At 67.4% G+C, this 26,267-nt stretch carries 24 protein-coding genes; 7 read left to right on the top strand and 17 right to left on the bottom strand.

The genetic code is table 11. The features are described from left to right. Window positions 1-20: 20 nt before the first annotated feature. Together BLU38_RS23735 and leuA are read right to left on the bottom strand one after the other, a co-directional pair. Window positions 21-1,196: a Gfo/Idh/MocA family protein gene (locus tag BLU38_RS23735; protein ID WP_157683658.1), complete on the bottom strand. Its 1,176-nt coding sequence runs from the start codon at window positions 1,194-1,196 to the stop codon at window positions 21-23. Further along, a complete protein-coding gene (gene leuA / locus BLU38_RS23730) occupies window positions 1,193-2,935 on the bottom strand; it encodes a 2-isopropylmalate synthase (protein WP_091528100.1) in 1,743 nt (580 codons plus the stop codon). Before leuA ends, BLU38_RS23735 begins: the two co-directional genes overlap by 4 nt. Window positions 2,936-3,174: 239 nt before the next feature. On the opposite strand from leuA, the gene BLU38_RS23725 reads away from it, so the two are divergent. Next, window positions 3,175-4,848 carry a glycoside hydrolase family 13 protein gene (locus BLU38_RS23725; RefSeq protein ID WP_091528098.1) on the top strand — a complete coding sequence of 558 codons (1,674 nt, stop codon included), beginning with the start codon at window positions 3,175-3,177 and terminating at the stop codon, window positions 4,846-4,848. Between the two features lie 9 nt (window positions 4,849-4,857). Here the strand turns inward: BLU38_RS23725 and BLU38_RS23720 are convergent, their stop codons facing one another. Continuing rightward, window positions 4,858-5,643, bottom strand: a complete 786-nt coding sequence (locus tag BLU38_RS23720) for an alpha/beta fold hydrolase (protein WP_172836210.1) — start codon at window positions 5,641-5,643, stop codon at window positions 4,858-4,860. A 107-nt stretch (window positions 5,644-5,750) separates the two neighbouring features. Between BLU38_RS23720 and BLU38_RS23715 the strand changes: the two genes are divergently transcribed. Further along, entirely contained in the window at window positions 5,751-6,755 is a 1,005-nt protein-coding gene (locus tag BLU38_RS23715) for a GNAT family N-acetyltransferase (protein ID WP_091528093.1), read from the top strand. A gap of 71 nt (window positions 6,756-6,826) precedes the next feature. On the opposite strand, the gene BLU38_RS23710 is transcribed toward BLU38_RS23715, so the two are convergent. From BLU38_RS23710 to pip, 7 genes are all read right to left on the bottom strand, one after another. Continuing rightward, the gene (locus BLU38_RS23710; protein WP_091528090.1) at window positions 6,827-8,254 is read right to left on the bottom strand and encodes an MFS transporter; all 1,428 of its coding nucleotides are present in this window, start codon (window positions 8,252-8,254) and stop codon (window positions 6,827-6,829) included. Between the two features lie 211 nt (window positions 8,255-8,465). Beyond that, on the bottom strand, window positions 8,466-9,401 hold the full coding sequence (gene era / locus BLU38_RS23705) for a GTPase Era (protein ID WP_091528087.1): 936 nt from the start codon (window positions 9,399-9,401) through the stop codon (window positions 8,466-8,468). Further along, the gene (locus BLU38_RS23700) at window positions 9,398-9,766 is read right to left on the bottom strand and encodes a cytidine deaminase (RefSeq protein ID WP_091528085.1); all 369 of its coding nucleotides are present in this window, start codon (window positions 9,764-9,766) and stop codon (window positions 9,398-9,400) included. Before BLU38_RS23700 ends, era begins: the two co-directional genes overlap by 4 nt. After that, window positions 9,763-11,103: a hemolysin family protein gene (locus tag BLU38_RS23695; protein WP_091528082.1), complete on the bottom strand. Its 1,341-nt coding sequence runs from the start codon at window positions 11,101-11,103 to the stop codon at window positions 9,763-9,765. Before BLU38_RS23695 ends, BLU38_RS23700 begins: the two co-directional genes overlap by 4 nt. 15 nt (window positions 11,104-11,118) lie before the next feature. Continuing rightward, window positions 11,119-11,613, bottom strand: a complete 495-nt coding sequence (gene ybeY, locus BLU38_RS23690; RefSeq protein ID WP_091528079.1) for an rRNA maturation RNase YbeY — start codon at window positions 11,611-11,613, stop codon at window positions 11,119-11,121. Further along, complete coding sequence (locus tag BLU38_RS23685) at window positions 11,610-12,566, bottom strand: PhoH family protein (protein WP_091528077.1); 957 nt, start codon at window positions 12,564-12,566, stop codon at window positions 11,610-11,612. Before BLU38_RS23685 ends, ybeY begins: the two co-directional genes overlap by 4 nt. A 204-nt stretch (window positions 12,567-12,770) precedes the next feature. After that, window positions 12,771-13,745 carry a prolyl aminopeptidase gene (gene pip, locus BLU38_RS23680; RefSeq protein ID WP_091528074.1) on the bottom strand — a complete coding sequence of 325 codons (975 nt, stop codon included), beginning with the start codon at window positions 13,743-13,745 and terminating at the stop codon, window positions 12,771-12,773. A 131-nt stretch (window positions 13,746-13,876) separates the two neighbouring features. Here pip and BLU38_RS23675 point away from each other — a divergent pair, with 131 nt between their 5' ends. Continuing rightward, on the top strand, window positions 13,877-14,728 hold the full coding sequence (locus BLU38_RS23675) for a sugar phosphate isomerase/epimerase family protein (protein ID WP_091528072.1): 852 nt from the start codon (window positions 13,877-13,879) through the stop codon (window positions 14,726-14,728). A gap of 78 nt (window positions 14,729-14,806) precedes the next feature. Here BLU38_RS23675 and BLU38_RS23670 read toward each other — a convergent pair whose 3' ends face one another. Next, complete coding sequence (locus BLU38_RS23670) at window positions 14,807-15,211, bottom strand: DUF5709 domain-containing protein (RefSeq protein ID WP_091533020.1); 405 nt, start codon at window positions 15,209-15,211, stop codon at window positions 14,807-14,809. A gap of 57 nt (window positions 15,212-15,268) precedes the next feature. Further along, window positions 15,269-15,775 carry a nitroreductase/quinone reductase family protein gene (locus BLU38_RS23665; protein ID WP_091528069.1) on the bottom strand — a complete coding sequence of 169 codons (507 nt, stop codon included), beginning with the start codon at window positions 15,773-15,775 and terminating at the stop codon, window positions 15,269-15,271. Between the two features lie 72 nt (window positions 15,776-15,847). Here BLU38_RS23665 and BLU38_RS23660 point away from each other — a divergent pair, with 72 nt between their 5' ends. Beyond that, entirely contained in the window at window positions 15,848-16,633 is a 786-nt protein-coding gene (locus BLU38_RS23660; protein ID WP_091528066.1) for a CatB-related O-acetyltransferase, read from the top strand. Between the two features lie 43 nt (window positions 16,634-16,676). After that, on the top strand, window positions 16,677-17,012 hold the full coding sequence (locus tag BLU38_RS23655) for a TFIIB-type zinc ribbon-containing protein (protein ID WP_091528064.1): 336 nt from the start codon (window positions 16,677-16,679) through the stop codon (window positions 17,010-17,012). Window positions 17,013-17,021: 9 nt separating this feature from the next. Here the strand turns inward: BLU38_RS23655 and tgt are convergent, their stop codons facing one another. From tgt to BLU38_RS23635, 4 genes are all read right to left on the bottom strand, one after another. Then, window positions 17,022-18,257, bottom strand: a complete 1,236-nt coding sequence (gene tgt, locus BLU38_RS23650) for a tRNA guanosine(34) transglycosylase Tgt (protein WP_091533018.1) — start codon at window positions 18,255-18,257, stop codon at window positions 17,022-17,024. Between the two features lie 179 nt (window positions 18,258-18,436). After that, window positions 18,437-19,945, bottom strand: a complete 1,509-nt coding sequence (locus BLU38_RS23645; RefSeq protein WP_091533017.1) for an FAD-dependent oxidoreductase — start codon at window positions 19,943-19,945, stop codon at window positions 18,437-18,439. Window positions 19,946-20,077: 132 nt separating this feature from the next. Further along, the gene (locus tag BLU38_RS23640; RefSeq protein WP_091528062.1) at window positions 20,078-20,821 is read right to left on the bottom strand and encodes a 16S rRNA (uracil(1498)-N(3))-methyltransferase; all 744 of its coding nucleotides are present in this window, start codon (window positions 20,819-20,821) and stop codon (window positions 20,078-20,080) included. Window positions 20,822-20,901: 80 nt separating this feature from the next. Next, window positions 20,902-21,777, bottom strand: a complete 876-nt coding sequence (locus tag BLU38_RS23635; protein ID WP_157683657.1) for a phosphotransferase family protein — start codon at window positions 21,775-21,777, stop codon at window positions 20,902-20,904. A 548-nt stretch (window positions 21,778-22,325) separates the two neighbouring features. Between BLU38_RS23635 and BLU38_RS23630 the strand changes: the two genes are divergently transcribed. Both BLU38_RS23630 and BLU38_RS23625 read left to right on the top strand, forming a co-directional pair. Further along, complete coding sequence (locus BLU38_RS23630) at window positions 22,326-24,257, top strand: HNH endonuclease signature motif containing protein (protein ID WP_091528056.1); 1,932 nt, start codon at window positions 22,326-22,328, stop codon at window positions 24,255-24,257. A 142-nt stretch (window positions 24,258-24,399) separates the two neighbouring features. Further along, window positions 24,400-24,849 (top strand): phosphotransferase, encoded by a 450-nt coding sequence (locus tag BLU38_RS23625; protein WP_091528053.1) that lies wholly within the window; start codon window positions 24,400-24,402, stop codon window positions 24,847-24,849. A gap of 3 nt (window positions 24,850-24,852) precedes the next feature. Here BLU38_RS23625 and BLU38_RS23620 read toward each other — a convergent pair whose 3' ends face one another. Further along, window positions 24,853-26,265, bottom strand: a complete 1,413-nt coding sequence (locus tag BLU38_RS23620; protein WP_091528051.1) for an MFS transporter — start codon at window positions 26,263-26,265, stop codon at window positions 24,853-24,855. Window positions 26,266-26,267 lie beyond the last annotated feature (2 nt).

Here is a 26,267-nt window from a genome sequence, read left to right as displayed (position 1 = left end):
GGTTGCCGACGAGCACGCTGCTAGGCCTCGCCCAGCGACACCGTCCGGAATGCCCGCGAGGTCGCCCACGGGGCGGCGGAGCCGGCGAACCCGCGGCCGGTCTCGGCCGCCTGCCGGGCCCACTGTTCGATGTCCTTGATCACCGGATGAGCCTGCGGTCCGCTGCCCTCGATGGTGACGCCCTCGCTGAGCGGCACCGGATCATGGGACTGGATCGCTTCCAGCACAGTCATGTAGGGCTGGTGGCCGGTGAACGGCGAGATCAACGCCGTACCGTCGGCCAGATGATCGAGCAGATTCTCGGTCAGGTCGATCCGGCCGAGCTGCTCGGTCTCGACCTCCCCGGCACCGCGGTCGACGGTCAGCAGATCGGTCGTGTATTGCAGGTCGATCCGGCCGGAATCGCCGACCACGCTCACGGTCGGCGGTTGATCATCACCCGGTCCGCAGAGCGTCAGCGCCGCGCTCAACGGCAGCGCACCGTCGGCCCGCACGCCGATCCAGGTGGTGTCGTCGGACTCGTTGTCCCGGTTGGCCTTGTAGAGCTCGGTGCTGACCGTGACGATCCGGTCGGCGTCGACGATCCCGGCCAGCCGCAGCGCCTGGGCGACCGAGTGGGCCAGCGCATTGGTGGCCACCCCGTCGGACACGACGGCATCCCCCAGCCGACGCTTTCCGCTCCATGCCGACCGGGCGAAGTAGGCGGCCGTCCGCGACCAGACCCCGTAGCCGGTGATCAACCGTGGCTCGCCGATCGCCCCGTCGCCGATCAGTTCGGCGATCCGGGCGAAGGCGTGCGATCCCAACGCCTGGAACCCGACCTGGCAGCTGAGTCCGGTCTCGGTGAGCAGTGCCTCGACACGTTCGAACTCGGCCATCGACGCGACCGGCGGCTTCTCCAGGTAAACGTGCTTGCCGGCCCGCAGCGCCTGCTCGGTCAGTGGCGCGTGGGTGTGGATCGGAGTCGCGACGATCACCACCGAACAGTCCTCGGCGGCCAACAGGTCGTCCAGCGACGGATGCCAGGCGATGCTGCGCTCAAGATCATCGGGACGGCCGGCCGGATCGGCCACCGCAACCAACTCGGCACGTCCGGCGGCGCCGAGTCGGGCGAGATTGCGGCGGTGCACCAACCCGAATCCGGTGCCGCCGGCGAGGGCGACCCGGACCGGGTCCCGATGATCTTGATCTGTCACGCTCGGTTCACAGCTCCTGCGACGGCCTTGAGCGATGCGGACACGATGTTGGCGTCGCGGCCGACACCCCAGACCACCTGGGCGTCGTCACCGTCGCCGACCTCACACTCGACATACGCCGCAGCCAGTGCATCGCCGCCCTGGCTGAGAGCGTGTTCGTGGTAGTCGAGCACCCGGACACGATAGCCGAGGGTTCCGATCGCATCGACGAAGGCTGAAACCGGCCCGTTGCCGTCCCCGGCGATCGTCGACTCCTGTCCATGATCACGAACGACGGCCTCGAGCTGGGTCCGACCGTCGACGTCAGAACGGTTGGTGACGGTGATCAACTCCAGCGGCTGCTGCCGATCGAGGTAGGTCTTGGTGAACGCCTCGCCGATCTGGGCCGGATTGAGCTCGCCGCCCTCCTCGTCGGTCTGGGACTGAACGACCCGGGAGAATTCGATCTGCAGCCGACGCGGCAGGTCGAGCTGATGCTCGCTCTTCATGATGTAGGCGACGCCACCCTTGCCGGACTGGGAGTTCACCCGGATCACGGCCTCGTAGTTGCGGCCGACGTCGAACGGGTCGATCGGCAGATACGGCGCCTCCCACGGCACCTCGTGCAGGTCGCTCCCGGCCTCCGCAGCCCGCTTCTCCAGGTCTTCCAGACCCTTCTTGATCGCGTCCTGGTGGGATCCGGAGAAGGCGGTGTAGACCAGCTCGCCGGCGTACGGGTGACGCGGCCCGACCGGCAGGTTGGTGCAGTATTCGACCGTCCGGCGGATCTCGTCGATGTCGGAGAAGTCGATCTTGGGGTCGATGCCCTGACTGAACAGGTTCATCCCGAGCGTGACCAGGTCCACGTTGCCGGTCCGTTCGCCGTGGCCGAACAGACAGCCCTCGACCCGGTCGGCGCCGGCCATCACGGCCAGTTCGGTGGCGGCGACCGCTGTGCCCCGGTCGTTGTGCGGGTGCAGGCTGACCGTGGTCGCCTCGCGTCGGGTCAGCTGCCGGGTGAACCACTCGATCTGGTCGGCGTACACGTTGGGGGTGGCCGACTCCACGGTAGCCGGCAGGTTGAGGATGATCTCCCGGCCGTCGTCGGGCTGCCAGACGTCACTGACCGCCTCGCACACCTCGAGGGAGAACGGCAGCTCGGTGTTGGTGAAGATCTCCGGGCTGTACTCGTAGCCGATATCGGTCTTGGACAAGTTGGCCTCGGAGTACTTCATCACCATCTCGGTGCCGCGGACGGCGATGTCCTTGATCTCGTCCGTGCTGGCCCGGAACACGACCCGGCGGAACAGCGGCGCCAGCGCGTTGTAGAGGTGGATGTTGGCGTGGTGGACACCGATCAGCGATTCCGTGGTGCGCTCGATCAGATCCTCACGGGCCTGGGTCAGCACCGAGATGGTGACGTCCTCGGGCACCTTGTCCTGCTCGATCAGCTGTCGGACGAAGGAGAAGTCGGTCTCGCTGGCCGACGGGAACCCGACCTCGATCTCCTTGTAGCCCATCCGGACCAGCAGCTCGAACATCTTCATCTTGCGGGCCGGCGTCATCGGGTCGATCAGCGCCTGATTGCCGTCCCGGAGATCGGTGGACAGCCAACGCGGCGCCTCGGTGATGGTGTTGTTCGGCCAGGTCCGATCCGGCAGATCAACGGGGGTGAACGGCCGATACCGCTGAAAAGGCATCGGGCTGGTCTGCTGGGTGTGGATCTTACGTCCGGTCCGACGCGGGCTGCTCTCGGTCATGATTCCTCGCTACTGGGTGAGATTTGTGCGGGTCGAACGCACACCGAACTCCGCAGCGAGGGTGCCGACCCTTAGTGGGCCTCGCTACGGCAGCGAAGGAGGAGCAGGCGGTAAGCCACGAGGCACACTCTAGCCCGCAGCATTCTCATCGCCAACACCCCCACCCACCTCCGGGGTTGTTCCCAACCGCGTTCTGCCAACTTTGCCGGTGGCGCCGGGTTACGGCCTACGCTCGCTCCATGACGACTCGACCGGTGGATCGCACAGCAGCCCTTGACCCGAACTGGTGGCGACAGGCGGTGGTCTACCAGATCTATCCGCGCAGTTTCGCCGACGCCAACGGCGACGGGATCGGCGACCTGAGTGGGATCATCTCCCGGATCGACTATCTCGCTGCTCTCGGCGTGGATGCGGTCTGGCTCAGCCCCTTCTACCCGTCGGCGTTGGCCGACGGCGGCTACGACGTGGACGACTACCGTGACGTCGATCCCAAGATCGGCACCCTCGATCAGTTCGACATCCTGGTCGCCGGGCTGCATGCGGTGGGGATCAAGATGATCATCGACATCGTGCCGAACCACAGCTCCGATCGGCATGCCTGGTTCGTCGAGGCGCTGGCGGCCGAACCCGGCTCCGCCGAACGGGACCGCTACATCTTCCGCGACGGCCGCGGGCCGAACGGGGACCAGCCGCCGTCGGACTGGGAGTCGGTCTTCGGCGGCTCGGCGTGGCAACGCGTCCCCGCCGGCCAGTGGTATCTGCACCTGTTCGCCCCGGAACAGCCGGACCTGAACTGGTCCAACAACGAGGTGCGCGAGGATTTCCTGACCACGTTGAGGTTCTGGGGGGATCGCGGTGTCGACGGCTTCCGGATCGACGTCGCCCATGCCCTCACCAAGGACCTCCCCGACGAGCTGCCTTCCCAAGATCAACTCCACGCCGACGGCGCCTTTGCCGAGGGTGCGCACCCGATCTGGGACCGCGATGAGGTGCACGAGGTGTACGCCGGTTGGCGGAAGGTCTTCAACTCCTACGATCCGCCGCTGGCCGCCGTTGCCGAGGCCTGGGTGCCGGCCCATCGGCGAGTCCGCTATGCCAGTCCCGACGGTCTGGGCCAGGCGTTCAACTTCGACCTGTTGCAGGCGTTGTGGGATCGCGATCAGTTCAAGAAGATCATCGCCGACAACCTGGAGCTCGCCGGACGGTCCGGCGCCTCCAGCACCTGGGTGTTCTCCAATCACGACGTAATCCGGCATGCGACCCGCTTCGGCCTGGCCTCCGACGAGCTGGATGCGGACTCACTGCTGCCGGTCGCCGGACGGGACTGGTTGAAGGACGGCGGCCCGGCCGATCGGGAGGATCGCGCGCTCGGGCTGGCTCGCGCGCGTGCGGCGACGCTGCTCGCCCTGGCACTGCCCGGCAGCGCCTATCTCTATCAGGGCGAGGAGCTGGGGCTGCCCGAGGTCGCCGACATCCCCGCCGACCGGCGACAGGATCCGACGTTCTTCCGGACCGCGGGCGATCAGATCGGCCGGGACGGTTGTCGGGTGCCGCTGCCCTGGACCTCCGACGGTCCGACCTTCGGCTTCGGCGGCTCCGAGGCCCATCTGCCGCAGCCGGCCTGGTTCGCCGATTTCGCCGCCGACCGGCAGGACGGCGTCCTCGGATCGACCCTGGAGCTGTATCGACGCGCACTCGAGCTGCGTCACCGGCTGCAGGGCTCGGAGGAACTGGAGTGGGTCGCGACGGAACCCGATCTGTTGGTGTTCCGTCGTCCGGGCGGTTGGCTGTCGGTCACCAACTTCGGCTCCGAGCCGGTGCAGCTGCCCGCGGGTGAGGTGTTGTTGCTCAGCGAGCCGGGGCCGATCGGCCTGCTTCCGGGAAACGCCACGGCCTGGTTGCAGGAGTCCTGATCACCCAGCTCAGTCGCGTCGGCTGAGGAAGTCCGAGGCCAGTGGGCTCGCCTGGGTTCGTGCCTCGTCGAAGTAGGCGTGCCGAGCGCCGGCGATCAGCTGCACCCGGGATCGAGGGATCCGAGATCCCAACAGAGCAGCGTTGGCGGTCGGATTGAACCGGTCGTCGGTGCCGTGAATGATCATGGTCGGTGCGGTGATCGTCGGCAGCACGTCCCAGGCGTCGTGCCGGGCACTGGCGATCCGGTGTCGGCGCCGGGCGTGCGCCGGCATGTCCGGATCGCCGAGGGTGAAGTACGGACCAGGATTCCGCGCCAACCAGGTCGGGCTGTACATCAGCTCCAGCAGTGTCTGCCGGGCCGCCGCAGGATCGCTGACCGCGAGGGCACGCCGCACCTCGTCGGATCGTTCGATGCCGTGTTCACCGCCCGGTGAGGTGCAGCCGAGGATCAGTCGGTCGATCCGATCGGGGTGGTCGGCCGCGATCCACTGGGCCACCCGACCGCCCATCGAAGCGCCGTACAGCAGGGTGGTCTCGGCACCGAGCTCGTCCAGGACCGCGACCGCGTCCCGGGCGAGGTCGCGGGTGGCGTAGCTGTCGGTGTCGGGCTTGTCACTGTCACCGGTGCCGCGCCAGTCCAGGGTCACCGTCCGGAAGCTGCCGTCGAAGTCGCGCCGGACCCGGTCCCACCAGTGGTGGTTGTTGGCCTGGCCGGCCAGCAGCAGCAGCGTCTCCGGGCCGTTACCGGTCACCTGAAAGCTGATCCGTACGCCGTCGGCGGCTGTCACGTACACCCGCCCCACCCTAGTTCCAGGGGCTCCGCGACCCGGCAGCCCGAGCACGGCTCACCGGTGGCCGAAACCAGTGGACGACCCCGACCGCCTCCAGGCACCCTGGTTGCATGACATCCGGTCTCTTCCAGCGCGTCAGTCCCGGCGATGCCGACGCGATCGCCCAGCTCGCCGAGCTGATCAACGCCGCGGGTGCCGTCGACGATCCCGACTCACCACCGATTCCGGCCGATCTGCTCGGCCGCCAGCTCGAGTTCGGTTGGGATCTCGAGCCGAGCGAACGCTTCCTCTATCGGCCGTCGGCCGACGCCGCAGTGGTCGGGACCCTGAGCGTCCATGCGCCGCAGCGGGACAACCTGCAGTTGATGGACATCGGGGTGACGACCCATCCCGACCATCGTCGGGCGGGCCACGGCACGGCGATGATGTCCGAGGCGATCCGTCGTGCGCAGGAGATCGGCCGCACCATCCTCTGGGCCGGTTGCGCTCATGACGACGAGGGCGCGGCAGCATTCCTGACCGCCAACGGCTTCGGTTACGCCAGCCACGAGGCCCGCCGCTACCAATGGCCGGACCGGGTGGATCACGATCAGCTCGACGAGTTGTATCGCACCGCCGAGCAGGCGGCGTCGGACTACGAACTGATCCGCACCACGGCACCGAGCGATGACGAGTTGTTGACCGAACTGATCGAGGTCACGGCCGCGATCAACGATGCCCCGATGGGCGAGCTCGACTTCGAGGACGAGAAGTTCGATCTGCAACGCCTGAAGGATTTCGAGGCCGCAGCCCTGGGCAAGGGTGAGAAGCTCTACCGCACCTTCGCCCGGCATCGGGACACCGGCAAGGTCGGCGGACACACGATCATGATGGTGCAGCCGTCGCTGCCGACCTACGGCAACCAGTACGACACCGCAGTGCATCGTGATCATCGCGGCCACCGGCTCGGTATGCTGCTCAAGATCGACATGATGCGCTGGTTGGCCAAGGCGGAGCCGCAGATCGAGCGGATCGAGACCTGGAACCACGCCGACAACGACTACATGATCAGCGTCAACGAGAAGATCGGCTACCGGCTGAACCGGATCTACGACACCTACCAACGCAAACTCTGACCGACGTTGTCGGAACGTCGTTGCGCATTAGGCCAACGACGTTCCGACAATTTCGGGTGGTGGTTGACAGGTCAGGCCGCGGACATCTCCTTGACCATGTCGCGGGCCTCCTCGCGGGAGGCGGCTGCCGGCGTCGACCCCCACAGCGCCTTGCCGTTGGATTCGGGCACCTTGTGGATCGAGATCAGTCCGATCACGCCTGCCGCGATCAGGTAGAACGCCGGCCACATCAGATTGTCGGTCGCACCGACCAGCGCCTTCATCACCGTCGAGGTGGTGCCGCCGAACAACGAGACCGAGATGTTGAACGCGATCGACAGGGCGCCGGCGCGGATCACCGTCGGGAACAGCGACGGCAGTGTGGACGGCATCGTCGCGCTGAAGCAGATCAGGCTGAGGCCCATGATCAACAGTCCGGCCAGGATGGCGGCGACGCTGTCGGCACGAATCAGCAACAACGACGGAACGGCCAACACGATCAGTGCGCCGGCACCGACCCTGACGATGATCTTGCGCCCGAAGCGATCCGACAGCTTGCCGATCACCGGGATCAGCACCAGACAGACCGCCATCACGATGATCTGCAGAACCTCCGAGGTCAGATCGGTGACGCCGCCGGTCCCCTGCACCCGCTTGACGTCGGCGAAGAAGGTCGGCATGTAGGCGGTCAGCATGTAGTTGGTGACGTTCCAGGCGAGCACCAGCCCGATGCAGGCGAGCAGGTTCGGCCAGAGCTGGAAGATCTTCTTGAACTCCCCACCGGTCTTCTGCTTGTTCTCCTTCTCCCGATCCTCCGACTCCTTCTCCAGCTGCAGGTAGGCCGGGGTGTCGGCCAGCTTGGCTCGCAGGTAGACACCCACCAGCCCCAGTGGCAGGGCGATGAAGAACGGCAGCCGCCAACCCCAGGAGAGCATCTGCTCGTCGGTCAGCAACGCACCCATCAGAGTGGACACACCGGCGCCGAGCAGGTAGCCGGTGAAGGTGCCGACCTCCAGCAGGCTGCCGAGGAAACCGCGGCGGCGGTCGGGGGCGTACTCGGCGATGAAGGTCATCGCGTTGCCGTACTCACCGCCGGTGGAGAAGCCCTGCACCAGCCGGCAGGCCAGCAGCAGGAACGGTGCGGCCAGTCCGATGGTGGCGTAGGACGGAACGAGTCCGATACAGAACGTGCCCAGCGCCATCATGATCATGGTGACGGCCAGCACCTTGTTCCGGCCGACCCGATCCGACAACGGGCCGAAGAACATGCCACCGAACGGCCGGATCAGGAACGCCACGGCGAACAGGCCCGCGGTCAGCACACCGCCGACCGGCCCGGACAGGTTCGGGAAGAAGACCTTCTCCATCGTCACGGCCAAGTAGCCGTAGACACCGAAGTCGTACCACTCGGTCACGTTGCCGATCGCGGCTGCCCCGATGGCCCGCTTGATCACGTCAGGTTTGGTGACGGTGATCTCGTCGACCTTCCACCGCCGGCGTACATTCTCCGGCCCGAACATCAATCACGCCTTTCTCAGCAACTTCACGGCAAACCGAGCGAACACCTTTCCTCAAGATCGCGGTGATCGCAAATCATCGAACAGCTATCCACCATAGTCCGCGGCAGGATCGCCATCCGGAGGAAACCGCCAGACCCGGCCATGACAAGGAGAAACGTCGGCGCGTCGTGTCCTGTGGCGACACTCAGTCCGGAGTCGCCGGCGCCAGGATTCAGAAACCGAGCCGGTTCAGGTGCTTGGCGTCACGTTGCCACTCCTTGAGCACCTTCACCTTGAGGTTCAGATAGACCGGAGTCCCCAGGATCGCCTGGATCTGCTGCCGGGCCGTCGCGCCGATGTCCTTCAAGCGGCTGCCCCGGTGACCGATCACGATCCCCTTCTGGGACTCCCGTTCGACGATCATCGAGGCGTAGACGTCGAGCAGCGGTTTGTCCGCGGGCCGGTCGGCTCGCAGCCGCATCTCGTCGATCTCGACCGCGATCGAGTGCGGCAGCTCGTCCCGGACGCCCTCCAGGGCGGCCTCCCGGATCAGCTCGGCGACCAGCTGCTCCTCCGGCTCGTCGGAGATCTCGCCGTCGGGATAGAGCTGCGGACCGGTCGGCAGTTGCTGAACCAACAGGTCGGCCAGCACATCCAGCTGTTGATCACCGACCGCCGACACCGGGACGATCTCGGCCCATTCGATGCCGAGCTCGGTCTCCAGTGCGTGGATCCGGACCAGGTGCTCGGCCATCCGATCGGGTTTGACCAGATCGGATTTGGTGGCGATCGCGATCAGCTTCGGACGCTGCGGGAGCTCGGCGATCTCGGAGACCAGATAACTGTCCCCCGGTCCGATCTTCTGATCGGCCGGTAGGCAGACACCGATCACGTCGACCTCGGACCAGGTCTCCCGGACCAGATCGTTGAGCCGCTCACCGAGCAGCGTGCGGGGCTTGTGCAGCCCGGGCGTGTCGATCAACACCAACTGGGCATCGGGACGGTTGACGATCCCGCGCACCGCGTGCCGGGTGGTCTGCGGTTTGGAGGAGGCGATCGCGATCTTGGTCCCGACCAGTGCGTTGGTCAGCGTCGACTTGCCGGCGTTGGGTCGTCCGACGAAGCAGGCGAAACCGGATCGGAACGCGCCTTCCTCGGGTCCGGTCATCCGAGGTCGATCCGCTGCTCGACCGTGCCGGCGGCGTCGGTGACCCAGACGACGACGTCCTTGCCGGACAGGTCACCGATCACGGCCAGCGAATGATCACTCGGCCGGGCACCGGAGACGGCAACAGCTTCGACCCCGGCGGCACCGGAGGAGACGGCCATCGCGACGACGACCTCGACCGCCGACAGATTGAGATGATCAAGATCGATCGCGGCGCCGGCGTAGGTGCGGCCGTCGGTGTCCCGCAGACAGGCCCCCTGGGACGCCTGGGTGCGGGCCAGCGCCGAACGGGCCAGGGTGATGATCTTGGTGTCTTCGGGGTCGCTGGGTCCTTCGACAGGCTCAGAAACCTTGGCTGCAGTCATGATGCCCTTGCTGAGTCGGCGGCGATCCGGGTTGCTGTCATCGTACGGTCCTCCTCGGCCTCGTCGGAATCGTCCTCGGCGCGACCGACGACAACCGTGCCGATCTTGTTCCGCCGGCCGGTGGACCGCTCGGCGACCAGTTCCAGCCCGCTGTACTTGACCACTGCTCCGGCGATCGGCACCTTGTTCAACACCTTGGCCATCAGACCGCCGACGGTCTCTACGTCCTCGTCGTCCAGCTGCTGGCCGAACAGCTCGCCGAGCTCGTCGATCGGGAGTCGGGACGAGACCCGGAAGCGCCCCTCGCCGAGCTCGGTGATGTCGGTGTTCTCCGCGTCGTACTCGTCGGTGATCTCGCCGACGATCTCCTCCAGGATGTCCTCGATGGTCGCCATCCCGGCGGTGCCGCCGAACTCGTCGACGACGATCACCAGGTGACTGCGTTTCAGCTGCATCTCGCGGAGCAGCTCGTCGACCGGCTTGGAGTCCGGGCACCACTCGGGCTTGCGCATCAGCCGGCTGACCTTCTCGGTGTTCTCCGACTTGGGATAGTCGTAGACCCGCCGGATGACGTCCTTGAGGTAGATCACGCCGACCACGTCGTCCAGGCCGTCGCCGATCACCGGGACCCGGCTGAAACCGGACCGCAGGCACAGCGACATCGCCTGCCGCAGGGTCTTGTGGTCCTCGATGTAGACCATGTCGGTGCGCGGAACCATCACCTCTTTGACGATGGTGTCACCGAGCTCGAAGACCGAGTGGATCATTTCCCGCTCGCCCTTCTCGATCAGCTCACTGGCCTCGGCGAGATCGACCAGCTCACGCAGCTCGGCCTCGGTGGAGAACGGGCCCTCGCGGAAGCCCTTGCCCGGGGTCAGCGCGTTGCCGATCAAGATCAACAGCTTCGGGATCGGACCCAGTACGGCGGTGATCATCACCAGCGGGCCGGCGACGGCACCGGCAATACCGTCGGCGTGCTGACGGCCGATGGTGCGGGGCGCCACGCCCCACCAGACATAGCTGATCACGATCATGATGCCGGCGGTCAGCAGGATCCGCGGCCAGTCGTTGCTGAATTCGCCGAAGATCACCGCCGCCACCAGCACGATCGCGCAGATCTCGAACACCGTACGAACCAGCAGCGCGGTGTTCAGGTAACGCGGCGGGTCCTCCATGATCTGGTGCACCCGCTTGGCACCGGGCCGATTCTCCTCGACCAGCCGCTCGGCGCGGGATCGGGAGAAAGAGTGCAATGCCGATTCGGCGGCCGCGAAGACGCCGGCGATGATCACCAGGACCAACGCGACGATCAGTTGGAGCCAGTCAGAACTCGTCATGATCAGCCGGCCCGATCAGTTCGCGGGAGTCGTACCGGAGGGGCCGTGCACGCTGGTTCCCCGTTCGCCGTCCCAGAGCGCGAGGATCTTGTCCTTCAGCCCGAACATCTCGGCCTTCTCCTCGGCCTCGGCATGATCGAATCCGAGCAGATGCAACAGACCGTGGACCAGCAGATACTCGGCCTCGGCGTCCGGGGTCCGACCGTTGGCTGCGGCCTGTTTGCCGGTCACCTCGGGGCAGAGCACGATGTCGCCGAGCAGTCCCAACGGCGGATCGTCGTCGTCCTCGGGGATCCGCAGCTCGTCCATCGGGAAGCTGAGCACGTCGGTCGGCCCCGGTTCACCCATGTACTTCTCGTGGTAGGCCGACATCGTGTCGGTGTCGACCAGCAGGATCGACAGCTCGGCCTGCGGATGGATGCGCAGCTGGGACAGCGCGAACTCGGCCAATCGGACCAAGCCCGTACTGTCGGCCTCCGAACCGGACTCGTTGTTGATCTCGACGGTCATCGTCGGCTCCCGTTGGTCGCGCTCGGCCCGGCGCCGGCCGAGGACCGTGCCTCGAATTTGTCGTAGGCGTCGACGATCCGGCCGACCAGCTTGTTGCGGACCACATCATGGTTGGTCAGGTTGCAGAAGGCGATGTCGTCGACGGTGTCCAGGATCCCCTGCACCACCCGCAGACCGCTGCGGGTGCCGCCCGGCAGATCGACCTGGGTGATGTCGCCGGTGACCACCATCTTGGAGTTGAACCCGAGCCGGGTGAGGAACATCTTCATCTGTTCCATCGAGGTGTTCTGCGCCTCGTCCAGGATGATGAACGCGTCGTTCAAGGTCCGACCACGCATGTAGGCCAGCGGCGCGACCTCGATCGTGCCCGAGGTCAGCAGCCGCGGGATCGAATCGGGATCGAGCATGTCGTGCAGGGCGTCGTACAGCGGGCGCAGGTACGGGTCGATCTTGTCGTTCAGGGTGCCGGGCAGGAAGCCCAGATGTTCGCCGGCCTCGACCGCCGGCCGGGTCAGGATGATCCGGTTGACCTCTTTGTTCTGCAGGGCCTGGACCGCCTTGGCCACCGCCAGATAGGTCTTGCCGGTGCCGGCCGGGCCGATCCCGAAGATCACCGTGTGCTTGTCGATCGCGTCGACGTAGCGCTTCTGGTTCAGCGTCTTGGGCCGGATCGTCTTGCCGCGGCTGGACAGGATGTTGTGGGTCAGCACGTCGGACGGCCGGGCGTCCTCGCGATCGGCGATCATGCCGACCAGCCTCTCCACGCCGTCGCTGGTCATCCCCTGACCGGTCCGGACGATGGTCACGATCTCGCCGATCACGTCGGCCCCCATCGCGGTCGCCGTCGCAGCGCCGGTCAGGGTGATCTCGTTGCCCCGGACGTGGATGTCGGCGTCCAGATCGCGCTCCAGGATGCGCAGGAACGCATCGCCCGGGCCGAGGACGCTGACCATGTTGATCGATGTCGGAATGGTGACCTTGCGGGAGTCCTGACCCGTCGGGCCTGTGTCACCGGCCGCAGGGGTGGTGTCGACAGCTGCTGTCGACTCAGGTGCCGTCGCGGCGGCCGATCCGTGTGTGCTACTCAGGACTTCCTCGCTGGTCGAAGGTTGATGGATGACTGAATTCTAGTGGCCGGAACAGTTCTGGCCCAAGGATTAGTCCCTCGATCCTCGCTGCTGGCTCGCGAAGCGGTCGGTGGCGGCCACCAATTGCTCGGCGATGGCCGGCTCGGAGAAGGCGTGTCCGGCGGTGACCAGTCGCAATTCCGACTGCGGCCAGGCGCGATGCAGGTCCCAGGCGGTCGTCGGCGGACAGGCCAGGTCGTAGCGTCCCTGGACGATGACACCCTCGATGTCGGCCAGCCGGGAGGCGTCGGCGATCAGTTGACCGTCGGTCAGCCAGCCGGCATGGCTGAAGAAGTGGTTCTCGATCCGGGCGAAGGCCAGCGAATAATCCGGCTCGGCGAAGGCCCGGATCAGGTCCGGATCCTCCTCCAGCGTGACCGTGGCCGCCTCCCACGTGGTCCAGGCGACGCCCGCCGGGCCGTGCACGGCCGGATCCGGATCGAACAGCAGATCGTGGTACGCCGCGATCACGTCGCCGTCGAAGTCTCGTCCGCCGAGCGGTTCCAGCAGCCGCTCGCGCCACTGCGGCACCAGCCGGCCGGTGCCGCCGTTGTAGTACCAGTCGAGCTCGCTGCGCCGCAGCGTGAAGATACCGCGGAGCACCAGTTCGGTGACCCGGTCGGGATGGGTCTCGGCGTAGGCCAGGGCCAGCGCGCTCCCCCAGGATCCGCCGAACACCTGCCAGCGGTCGATGCCGCGGTCGATCCGGAGACGTTCGATGTCGTCCACCAGGTGCCAGGTGGTGTTGGTGCTCAGATCGGCGTCCGGCTTGCTGGCGTGCGGGAGGCTCCGTCCGCAGCCACGCTGGTCGAACAGCACGATCCGATAGCGCGCCGGATCGAAGGCTCGGCGTGCCTCTGGGCCCGACCCGCCACCGGGTCCGCCGTGCAGGAAGACCGCCGGCTTGCCCGCCGGGTTTCCGCACTCCTCCCAGTAGAGCCGGTGACCGGACCCGACGTCCAGCATCCCGGTCGCATACGGCTCGATCGGCGGATACAGCGGCATGGCAGCCCTCCTACGCGACGCGACGATGATGGAGCACGCTCGTCAATCGGTTGCACTGCGGTCCCACGCTACAAAACCGTCGTCGGTACGCTCGTGGGCCATCAACGCTGATGTCTTTCGAAAGGACCCCGATGGCAGAGCACCGCGCGGTGTCGACCTGGTCACTGCACCGCACTCTCGGCTCCTACTCAGCGGAGCCATCCCTGGAGGGCGCTGCCCTGCAACGCCGGGCCTGTGAGCCGACCGCCGGGGCGGTGCCGTTGCTCGAACTGCCGGCCCAGCTTCGCGATCATGGCTACGACACGGTGCAGATCTGTCAGTTCCATCTGCCGCACCGCGATGCCGGCTACCTCGGCGAGCTGCGGTCGGCGTTGGCCGATGCCGATATCGTGCTGGACGCTGTGCTGGTCGATGACGGGGACCTGACCCACCCCACCCTCGCCGACCAGCACGAGCACTGGATCGCCGGTTGGTTGGAGACCGCGGCCGAGCTCGGGGCCCGGCGAGCCCGGGTGATCGCCGGACAGCAGTCGCCGACGCCGGAGCGGCTGGCGCAGAGCGGGGACCGGCTGCGGCGGCTGGCGGCCGGGCAGACCGCGGTCCGGGTGGTGACGGAGAACTGGCTCGGGCTGCTGCCGTCGGCCGAACCCGTACGAGCCGTGTTGGACCGGGCCGGCGAGGACGTCGGCCTGCTGATCGACCTGGGCAACTGGACCGGCCCGGACAAGTACGACCAGCTCGCCGCGATCGCGCCGTCGGCCGAGACCTGCCACGCCAAATGCCACTCGACGCCGAACGCAGCCGCTGACGGCTCCGGGCTGTCGGTGGAGCTGGATGCCGAGGACTACCGACGCAGCCTGCAGGTGCTGCTGGACGCCGGTTTCGACGGTCCGCTGGCGCTGATCTACGACGGCGCGGACCCCGACGAGTGGACCGCGCTGGACGCCGAACACGCGATCGTCAGCGAGCTGGTTGCTCGCTGATCTCCCTTACTGGGTAGGGTTTTCGGGCCGCATTCCAGCCCTTCGACAAGCTCAGGGACCTTCGGGCTCAGGACCCGGTCAGCGGTCGTCGTCGATGACGTGCACGGCTGCCTCTTCTGCGCTGGCGGCAGCACCGTCGATGCCGACGTCGGTGCCGTACAGCTCTGACTCGTCGTCGCTGCCGGTGCCCTCGTTGGGGTCGACCAGACGGCCGGAGCGTCGGCCGCCGACCTCGCCGTCGTCGAGGAAGTCGTCGTACTCGCGCTCCTCGTCGTCGGCACCGACGTCGGGCTCCTCCTCGGCGAGACGCTGATCGAGGTTCTCGTGTTCGTCCCGCTCGCCGGCGGACCAGTTCTCCGGCGTGGTCAGCCCCTCGTCCAGGACATCGTCCACGCCACGGTCGACCAGGGAGTCCTCGGCCTGGATCTGATCCAGCTGTTCCGACTCCTCCGGCACCTGATATCCACCCTGCGTCTCGCTCATGGCGTCAGCCTGCCATGTCGGGGCGATCTGGTCATCTCGGGCCAGCCGCCGCACCGCTCAGGACTGCAGCCGGATCTCCAGCACCTTCCGGCCGGCGGCGATCACCCGGTCCAGCTCGGCGTCGCTGACCCGGCCGTCGACGATCCGGACGTCTCCCGGGTAGGCCAGGGTCGGCACCGCGTCCAGGATCTGCCGCAGCCTGCGCGCCGCCTCTGCCGGGTCGGTGACCTGATCGGCGGCGCCGACATGGGCACGCAGCCGGAGCAGCAGCCGGACCCGGGCACCGTGCTGCAGGTTGAGCCACCAGCGGGACCCCGTGGTGATCCAGACCCGGTCCCCCTCGCGGTAATAGGCGATCGGCGTGCGGTAGATCTTGCCCGAGCGACGGCCGGTGAATTCCAGCGAAGCCCACCGACTGCTCAGGATCGGGTGCAGCGGCGTGTGCAACACCACCATGAAGAACGCCTTCACCGCGAACGGCACCACCCTGTCCATCAGCACACTCCTCCTCGCCGGCAACAGCCGGTAGCCGGCAGCCTTGCTCCCCAGATCGCGGTCGTCCATCACTGCGAGGCTACTGTCCGCCACACGATCTAATCCCGGAGAAATAGTAGGCAACCTTTACCATCGGGGCGTATGGCCGGCAGCACCCTGACGATCAGCGACAACCTTCTCGACCAGCTGTACCACCACTCGGTGCTGCTCAAACTCAACTCCGGCCCACCGGCTGAAGGTCACTACGGCTGGCTCACCGCCGGTCAACAGCTGCGCCTGCACCACACCGTCCGGCTGGAGCAGAACTCCGCGCTGTACGCACCCGACTACCGCCCGATGCTCGGCGGCCGCGGCTCGTCCGGGCTGTGCACGATCGGCGCCTTCAGCTATTCCTACTCCGCCCTACCCGACGGGCTGCAGGTCGGCCGCTACTGCTCGATCTCCCGCGGGCTGAGCTTCATCGACTCGTTCCACCCGACCGACCGGCTCACGACGTCGGCGCTGTTGTTCCGGCCCAAGAACCAGCTGTACGCGCCGGCGCTGACTCCAGCGGTGAAGGAATACAGCCAGACCTTCTCGGTGATCGGCGACGCCCCGTATCCGACGATCGGCAACGACGTCTGGATCGGTGCCGATGTCACCCTGGCCAAGGGCATCCGGATCGGTCACGGCGCGATCATCGCGGCGAACGCGACGGTCACCCGCGACGTCCCGGCCTATGCGATTGTCGCCGGCAACCCGGCCCGGATGGTCCGGATGCGGTTCGGTGACGAACTGGTCGGCCGGCTGCTGGCCGCGCAGTGGTGGAACTACGATCCGGCCGGCGTGTTCGAGACCACCGATCCGGAGCTGTCACTGTCCTGGATCGAGAAGGGCGCGGTCGATCCGTACCCGTTCAGTTCGATCACGTTGGAACCGGGCCCCTGACGCGACACAAGCGTTCCTTGTGCGCGACCTCTACCCTGGTCGCATGGCTATCGAGCTCAGCTGCCCGAAGTGTCACGCGGCGATGCGACAGTACGAACGCAACGGCGTCACCATCGACCAATGCACCGAATGCCGCGGCGTGTTCCTCGACCGCGGCGAGCTGGACCATCTGATCACCGCCGAACAGAGCTGGAATTCCGGCGGGTACGACACCGGCCGACAGCCCGGCGTACCGCCCCAGCCCGTCCAGCCGTTCGGGTCCCGTCGGATGGCCGGGTCGCCGCCCTCGCCGGACGACTACGGCTACCACCAGCAGGGCTACGATCCGCGCTACCGCAAGCGTCGCAAGAAGTCCTTCCTGGAGGATCTCTTCGACTGACGCGCGAGACTAGCCACGTCGGCCGGCGTAGTAGCGGCCGAGGAAGTCGGCCTTCAGCTCGGCGAAGTCACCGGCGGTGATGCTGGCCCGGATGTCGTCGACCAGCCGGACGATGAAGCGCTCGTTGTGAATGGTGGCCAGCGTGTTGGCCAGCATCTCGTGTGCCTTGAACAAATGGTGCAGATAGGCGCGGGTGTAGTGGGTGCAGGTGTAGCAGTCGCAGTCCTCGTCGACCGGGGTGAAGTTGCGCCGCTGGGCGGCGGTGTTCACGTTGAACCGGCCGTCGCGGGTGTAGAGGGCCGCGTTGCGCGCGACCCGGGCCGGTGACACACAGTCGAAGGTGTCGGCGCCGTTCTCGATGGCAGCGAAGAAGTCGTCGGGTTCGGAGATCCCGAGCAGGTGTCGGGGGGCCTCGACGGGCAGTTCGGAACACACCCAGCCGACGATGGTCCCGAGGTTCTCCTTCTCCAGCGCACCGCCGATCCCGTAGCCGTCGAACGGCCGATCCGCCGGCGAACGCAGGGCCAACAGATCCCGGACCGCCTTGCGCCGCAGGTCCTCGTACTGCGCACCCTGGATCACCCCGAACAGCGCCTGGTACGGCCGATGGCTGCGTTCGGCGGTCAGCCGTTCGTGCTCGTCCAGGCAGCGCTGCGCCCAGGCGGTGGTCCGGTCCAGTGACAGCTCCTGGTAGCTACGTGGGTCGGACAGCGTGGTCAACTCGTCGAAGGCGAACATCACGTCGGCGCCGAGTTGATGCTGGATGCCCATCGACACCTCCGGGGTGAATCGGTGCCGGCTGCCGTCGATGTGTGAGGTGAAGGTGACGCCGTCGTCGTCGACCTGGACCAGCTTGCCGCTCTTGCCCGACGAGGTGTACACCTCCTTCGGCAGTTGCTGCCCCGCTCCGCTGGCACCGGATCCCTTGTCCACAAGGGACATCGAGATCACTTTCTTGTGCCCGCTGCCCAAGCTCATCACCTGGAAACCGCCGCTGTCGGTGAAGGTCGGGCCGGGCCAGTTCATGAACGCGCCGAGACCACCGGCTTCGTCGACGATGTCGGAACCCGGCTGCAGGAAGAGGTGGTAGGCGTTGGCCAGCAGCGCCTGGGCCCCCAGTTCGGCCATCGACTCCGGCAGCACCGACTTGATGGTGGCCTTGGTGCCGACCGGGGTGAACGCCGGCGTCACGATGTCGCCGTGCGGTGTGTGGAGCACGCCGGTCCGGCCGAGGCCACCGGGAATCTCGTCAGCGACGTCGAAGGAGAAGCCGGCCGGGCCGTTGACGGGCCCGCGATCGTTTGAGTCCACCGCACGAGGATGCCAGATCCCAGGCAGAACGCGATCTCAAGACGCCTCGGCGACGGCCGTCAGGCGTGGAGGCGGACGGCGGCGGGCGATGAGATCGCGTTTTGCTTGGTGGGTTACCGCAGACCGTGCTGCGCCAGTGCTGTCGCGATCGCCGATCCGTCGCCGATCGCCGCTGAGGCGGCGACGAACCCGTCCGGCCGGACCAGATAGGTTCGATCGGGTTGCAGCCGGCCGGTGGGATCGGCCGGCAACTGGTGCGGTTCGCCGAGCCAGCCGGGGATCCCGTCTGCGCTGTCCCGCCCCGCCTGCCGGGTGCCGCCGTAGCGATGCAACTGCCAGCCGAAGTCGGCAAGCAGTGCGTGGTTGTCGCCGGCGGGCGGAAGCCGTCGGCCGACGACCGGGTCATCGCTGCTCGGCATCGGATAGCGGATCCGGGTCTGGCCGAGGTAGCCACCGAACCGGGAACGGGCCGGCAGCCGCGGCACCACGGTGGCCACCAGCGGGGCGAGCCCGGTGGCGAACTGCCGGCGGATCACTCCGCGCACGCCACCGCGTCCGGACATCAGAGTGAAGGCCCGATCGGTCAGGTCCACCAGATGGCGGGCCACCGGTCGGCGCTCGGTCTGGTAGCGGTCGAGCCGGAGCTCGTCGCCGGACGGGTCGGTGCGCCCGGCCACCACGTCGGCGATCGCCAGGGCGAGATTGTGAGCGTCCTGCAGCCCGGTGTTCATGCCCTGTCCGCCGACCGGCGAGTGTACGTGCGCGGCGTCGCCGGCCAGGAACACCGGCCCCTGCCGGAACCGGGCGGCGACCCGGTGATGGACGCGGTAATGAGCGAACCAGTCGATCTCGCCGTAGCTGATTCCGTACGTCGTCGTCACACCGGGGAGCACCGACTCGGCGGTCGGCTCGGCGTCACCGACCACACCGAGCAGCCGATGATGCCCGCCGGGCCCGAGCGGGAAGGACAACAGCAGGTCGTCGGTGCCGAACCGCAGATTGATCACGTCGTCGGGCAGGCCCCGGACCTGCCGGACATCGGCGACCCAGAAGCGGCCCGGGTCGGTCACCCCGTCGAAGGGGACGTCGAGCTGACGGCGGACCATCGATGTCGCGCCGTCCGCGCCGATGCACCAACGGGCGTTCACCCGCGACAGCTCCCCGTCATGATCGGTCAGCACCCGGACACCGTCGGACTCGACCGTGAGGTCGACCAGCCGATCACCCCATCGCACCTCACGATCGCGGGCCCGCAGTGCTTCGTACAGCAGGGTCTCGTTGCGACTCTGCTCGAACACGTGCAGTCCGGGATAGTCGCTGACCCGTTGCTGCAGGAACGTGAGCTCCACTCGCCGCCCCGGCCGGTCCTGCCATCCCAACTGCAGTGCGGCGGCGGTGGTGGATCCTGCGACCACCTGGTCGACCAGGCCGAGCTGGGCGTACAACTCCATCGACCGGGCCTGTACGCCCAGCGCCCGTGACTCGCGGGTCGGGCCGGGTTTCGGGTCGATGATCTCGGCCCGGACGCCGGCATGAGCAAGCACCAGGGCCGCCATCAGACCGGTCGGTCCGGCGCCCACGATCAGCACATCGGTGGTCTTCTCCGGCACTGCGGTGATCATGGACAGCACGTTACGCCGGCGCGGTCTCGACCACAGCTACCAGCCACAGCAGCGCATCGCCGGTCGAGAGGACCCTTGTGGACGGTGCGTTGACGGCACTCATCGCACCGGGCTCCTGATCCGGGTGCGCGGTCAGCCTGTTCCGGTGCCTCGCAACAGCACCCCGGCGATCGCCACGGCTGCTGCCGTCGACGTCCGCAACACACCGTCGCTGATCACCACCGATCGACCACCGGCAGCGGTGAACGCGTCCAACTCGCTCGGCGCGATGCCACCCTCCGGCCCCACGATGATCATGATCGCCCCGGTCTGCGGCAGTCGCAGGTCGGCGAGCCGTTCGGTCGCTTCCTCGTGCAGCACCAGAGTCAGTTCATGATCAGCAATCATGGATGTCAGCTGTTTGGTGGATGCGACCGGGGTCACCTCGGGGACCCGCAGTCGGCGGGATTGCTTCGTCGCCTCCCGGACCGTGCTCAGCCAGCGGGCATGAGACTTCGTCGCTCGCTCCCCTTGCCAGCGGACGATCGACCGGGACGCCTGCCACGGGATGATCGTGCCCGCGCCGAGTTCGGTGATCATCTCCAGGGCGATATCCGATCGATCACCCTTGGCCAGCGCCTGTGCGACGGTGATCGTCAGCGGCGGCTGATCGCTGGTCAGCAGGCCGGTCACCTCGAGGTCGATGCTGGTCTTCGTAGTGGCGACCACCGTGCCCCGGACGCCGCGTCCGGCGCCGTCGGCGATGATCACCGATTCCCCCGGTCCGATCCGGCGCACCGTCGCCGCATGGCGTCCTTCGCTGCCGTCGAGCACCACCGTCGTACCGATCTCGGGCAGCGGGTCGGCCAGCTCGGACAAGAACACAGGATCGGTCACAGCACTACGCTGCCCTGCTCGGGCAGGTCGCGGCAAGTCCGGCTTCGCATCAGCGGACGGCGAAGTCCCGGGCAGCCGCGTCAGCCGCGGGACTTGAGCTCGTCGACGGCCCGCTCGATCTGGTCGATCATGATCAGCGGAGGGTCAGCAGGGTCGGAGTCGTGCAGATGGGTCAGCCCTCGGAGAGCGACCCGTACGGCGAAGGTCTCCGGCGGCACCCGGTGCCGATACAGATAGCGTTCGACCAGGCCGACCTGACTGGCCAGCCGCCACCCGCTGTCCTGCGCCCAGAACCCGAACTTGGGAAAGCCGATCAGCGGATCCTCCAGGCCCGCATGCTCGAAGTCCACCCAGCCGGTCAGGCCGGTGTCGTCGGCGAGCGCGTTGACCGGGTTGTAGTCGCCGTTGGAGAACACCAGCGGCACCTCGTGCCGCGGTAGCACGTCGGCCAGCACATCCACTGCGTCGGTGAAGGTGTCGGTCGAGGACCAGCCGGTGTCGCGTCCGATCACGTCGGTCAACTCCTGGCCGAGCGTGCGGCGCGGGATCGCGGACCCGGCCGACAGCGCCTCCACCCGTGGCGTCAGGGCATGCAAGCGGTCGACCGCTTCGATGATCAGTCGACAGGTCCGGTCGGCGGTGGCCACATCATCGACCCCGAACCAGGGCAGGGCATCGCCGGGCAGCCGGGTCATCACCAGCACCTCGATCCGACCGGCGTCGGTGTCCACGACCGTCGGTCCGGCGAGCAGTCGCGGCGCAGCGAAATCGAGCTCCGCCAGCACGACCAGCGCGTCGGCCTCGGTGGTCAACTCTCGTTGTCCGGTCGCTGTCTTCACCACACAGTCGATCGGACCGTCCACGGTGTCCAACCGCAACGCAGCCGGAAACGGATACGGCTGCCGACGGAAGCGGTGTACCCGTTCGATCCGCGCTCCCGGGGCAATCAGTTCCACCGCCGCAGCATGAATCTGGCTCTCCACCGTCACAAGCAGCGACGGTAGCGGTCCTGAACGGTTGCGTCATCGGAATTCCGCCGCGACGGTCACGCTGGTCGGGTCAACCGAGTTTGTCCCGTTCGTCGGCGAAGACGACGCCGAGCACGCATCTCGAGCAGCATCGTCACCCTCTCCAGCACGGCAGACTCCGACACTGCGCCAGCTGGGGTGGCACCAGACCGCGTCGAGGATCGACTCCCGCAAGATCATCGCCGAGTGCGCCAGCGGGCCCACCCTGCAAGGGGTTGCCTTAAGCGGCTGATCATGGAGCCGCGCTGAATGAACATGACCAACCACGATGTTGATCTTGCCCCTCAACGGGCCGCCTGCTTGCGCCCCACGCATGCGGACCCTGCCCAGGTTTCGCCCGGTCGCCGACGTCTCCGACACACCCGGATACCAGTCTCCGACCGGATCGGTCAATGAGATCAACTCGTGATCATTCCGGGTGCGCCGTGGCATCGAGTTCAGGGGGTTTTGTCAGAGGGGCCGAATAGGTTGAGTTCATGATGGATCGGCCCGTCGTGGAGCTCGATCGCCGGGAGTCGGCGGGCGAGATCCGGGCGTGCCGTCAGCTGCAGCGGCTGGCGCAATGCCGAGTGCTGATCACCGCGGCGCACTGGGCCGATCAATATCAGCCGGATGGCCTTCCACTGCAGGGATCCCTGCCGGTCGCGTTGGTCGGTGAACGCGCGATGCAGCTGGGTGGTGCCGGGACGCCGCCGGTCGCCGAGTTCGCCGCCGCGGAGCTGGCCCTCGAGATCGCCGACACCGTCGGTGCGGCACGGACGTTGATCGCCGACGCCTTGGACCTGCGACATCGTTTCCCGCGGATCTGGCAACTCGTCCTCGACGGCCAGGTCAACGAGTGGCCGGTGCGGACGATCGCCCGCCGCACTCGAGAGCTGTCGGCGGAGCAGGTCGGTCGGATCGATGAGATCCTGGCCGCCGGACTGCCCGGCACGAAGCTGCACACCATGGAGACCCGGTTGCAGGCCGCGATCATGCGCGTCGATCCCGACGGCGTGAAGGAACGGTTGGAGCAGGCGCTACGGTCCCGCGGCGTCCACCTGTCACAAGCGACCGAGGACGCGATCAAGACCGTCTATGCGCGGATGGATGCCGCCGATGCGATCTGGCTGGACGCGATGGTCGACCGGATCGCCCGCATCATTCGTGCCACACCGACCCCGATCCGCGGCGTCAACCCGCGCGGTGCCACCACGCTGGAGGAATGGCGCGCGGTCGCCCTCGGCGTGTTGGCCAACCCCGTCCTCGCGGTCCGGGTCCTGGTCGCCGGAGCGCAGCCCGAGTTGTTCGACCTGCTGACGGCCGAGATCGACAACACTCTCCCCACCGAATCAGCACCGGAGGACGAACCTGAGTCGAGCGAGGACGACACGGACCGCGCCAGCGACGAACGGCAAGGTTCCGACGACAGCTTCGACGAGCAGCCCGCCAGTAGCTCGGCCGAACGTCTCGGCGACGGGTCGGTCGACCAGGCCGACGACCGGACGCGGGGTCCCGCCGACAGGCTGTCGACACAATCGGACGACGCGATGGACGGCAGCGAGCGCCAATTCCTTGGGGCGTCGACCGGTGGCAGCGACTCGATCGACAGCCATGAGCCGACCAGAAGCACAGCTCCACACCACCCCGAGCCCGGCGCGTTCGAGCCGGCAGAGATCGCCAGGCCATCGCAGCCGGTGAATCACGATCACGATCATCGGCCCGCGCCATCCGCCGATCCGGGACTGTTCGGACGATCGCCTCGTGAGAGTGAGACGGCCGCCGTCCGGTTGTTGATCAAGCACCTCGACCCCGGCCGGCTGCTGCCCTCGATCACCCTGCATGTGCAGTGCACTGCCGGCGATATCGCCACCCTCCTCAGCCATGACGCCCATCATCCCGACTCTCCGGCGACGCTCGGGCCGTCCGGTGACACCGACGCCGCCGTTGCACGGATCGAGGAGATCGGGCCGGTGCTGCTGGCGCAACTGACCGACTGGTTCGGCGAACGGACCATGATCAACCTCCAGCCCGTTCTCGTCCCGGACCGCATCCCCGCCGTGGACGCCTACGAGGCTCCGCCCCGGATGCGGGACGCGCTGTACTTCCGTCATCCACGGAGCGTGTTCCCGTTCAGCAATCGGGTCGGCCGGGACGGCGACATCGACCACACGATCCCGTACCGGATCGGCGTGCCCGGCCAGACCGGACTGCACAACCTCGGCCCGCTGAGTCGGCCGGAGCATCGATACAAGACCCACGGTGGGGTGTCGGTCCGACAACCCGAGCCAGGCATCCTCGTCTGGCGCACCCGCTTCGGCCGCGTGATCATCACCGATCACACCGGCGACCACGATCTCGGCATCGGCACCTTCCCCCAACAGGTATGGCAGGCTGCCCTCGATCAAGATCAGTATCAACCCGGCTGACCTCGGCCACCGGGTGTGGTGCGATGCCGCCGACCGGTGATCTCGTACAGTCGAAGCGTAAACGGGACCGGCTGGCAGGACCGACTCCCCCAGCTGATCGACAGCTACGTCCGCCGATGGGGTCTGCGACTCGGCCGATGCATTGCACTGGTGGGACGGGCGGGGCGCCATCCGGTTACTGGACCATGATCACGACGACTACGCGTTGCTGATCGCGCGGTGCCGTCCGGGCATCCCGATCAGCGAGCACGAGGAACTCACCGCCGAGTGGGCGGGTCTGGCCGAGCGACGGATGCAGACCGTCAAGCCGCCGTACGACGCCGGGCTGGTCAGCTACGGGATCGACCTGCTCCGGACGCTGCCCGGCAGCGCCGAACGCGAGGTGATCGTGCACGGCGACTACAACCCGGGCAATGTGCTGGCGGCCCGGACCACGATCGTCGCCGAACTCGTCGATGTCCCCGGCGAACGGATCCTGGCATGGTCGCTGACTCGCTGTGTCGAGGCCGCACTCTGGTTCGCCGACCGCTCCGAGATCGACAACGGTGCGGCGAGGATGGCCGAGGCAGCCGTCGTCGCCCACCTGTTGTGACGCTCAGCCGACCGGTTCAGCCACCGACTCCGGCGGCTCGGCCACCGTCGAGGACGGCAGCACCCGGCCGCTGATCAGCACACCGGCCGCGACAATGATCAAAGCGAACGCGAACGGCGCCAGGTAGGCGATCACGCCGGAGTTGATCAAGAGCGCGAAGAGGGCTGCGGTGCCGGCGAGCGAGAGTGCCATGCCGGTGAACTCGGCGATCTGACCTGCCGAGGAATTGAAGCCCTGTTGGGATGGCGTGGAGAAGCGCAGCAGCAGCACCGACAGCCGCGGATACATCAGCCCCATCCCGCTGCCGGCCAGCCCCCAGCTGACGATCGCGACCAGCGGCGGCAGTCCGAGCGCGCCGGTCAGCAACGCCATCCCGGCGCCGACACCGATCAGCGCAGTACCCAGCCGGACCACCAGGACATCCGACCGCCGGCTGCCGATCCGTCCTTGCACCCACGACGCGAGCGACCAGGCGACCGCACCCGCGGTCAGCACCAAACCTGCGGCACTCGGACTGAGGCCGAACCGTTGTTTCAACATCAGCGGCAAGTACACTTCGGAGGCGATCCAGGCGGCACCGATCAGCCCCCGATAGCCGACCACCGCCGGCAGCCCGCGGCCGAAGCGTAGGGTCCGCTCCGGCGCCAACTGGCGGATCGCGATCACCACGGCCAGCACCGCTGCCAGTGCGGCAGCGACCATGATCATCGGCGGCCAGTCGACGGCGTCGCCGGTCACGGTGTGCAAGATCAACACCGCTGCACCGACGACAACGCCGGCGACGATCCGCTGCGGCACCCAGGCGACCTCGGGCGAGCCGACCGCCAGTCGTGCGTCCCGCAGACCGGGAATCAGCAGCGCCACCGCCGGCAGCACGAGCGCGGCCACCCCGAGGAAGACCCACCGCCACCCGAGATGTTCGGTGACCAGACCGGCGGCCAGTGGACCTACCAGTGACGGCACTACCCAGGCCGCGGCAAACGCGGCGAAGATCTTCGGGTGCAGTCCCTCGGGGTAGACCCGGGCGACCACCACGTACATCGGCACCACCATTGCGGTTCCGACACCCTGGACGACCCGGCCGAGCACGAACACCGTCATCGAGCCGGCCAGGCCGGAGATCAGCACACCCACGGTGAACAACACCACCGTGACCAGCAGCGGCAGCCGCGGACCACGGCGATCGGACCAGTTGCCGATGACCACCATCGCCAACACGCCGGTCGCCAGCGGCGCGGCAAACGCGAGCGCGTACAGCCGGAGACCGTGCAGGTCCGAACTGATCGTCGGCATCGCTGTTGTCACCGCCAGTGCTTCGAAGGCACTGAGGGTGATCAACACCAGCATCGCGACGGTCAGCCGGCGCAGCTGCGGGCCGAAGATCGTCGAGGGCGCGGAGCCGGACTCGGTTTCCATGA

The sequence above is a fragment of the Microlunatus soli genome, from assembly GCF_900105385.1.
Classification (GTDB): Bacteria; Actinomycetota; Actinomycetes; order Propionibacteriales; family Propionibacteriaceae; genus Microlunatus; species Microlunatus soli.
This window is presented reverse-complemented; position numbering and strand designations above follow the sequence as displayed.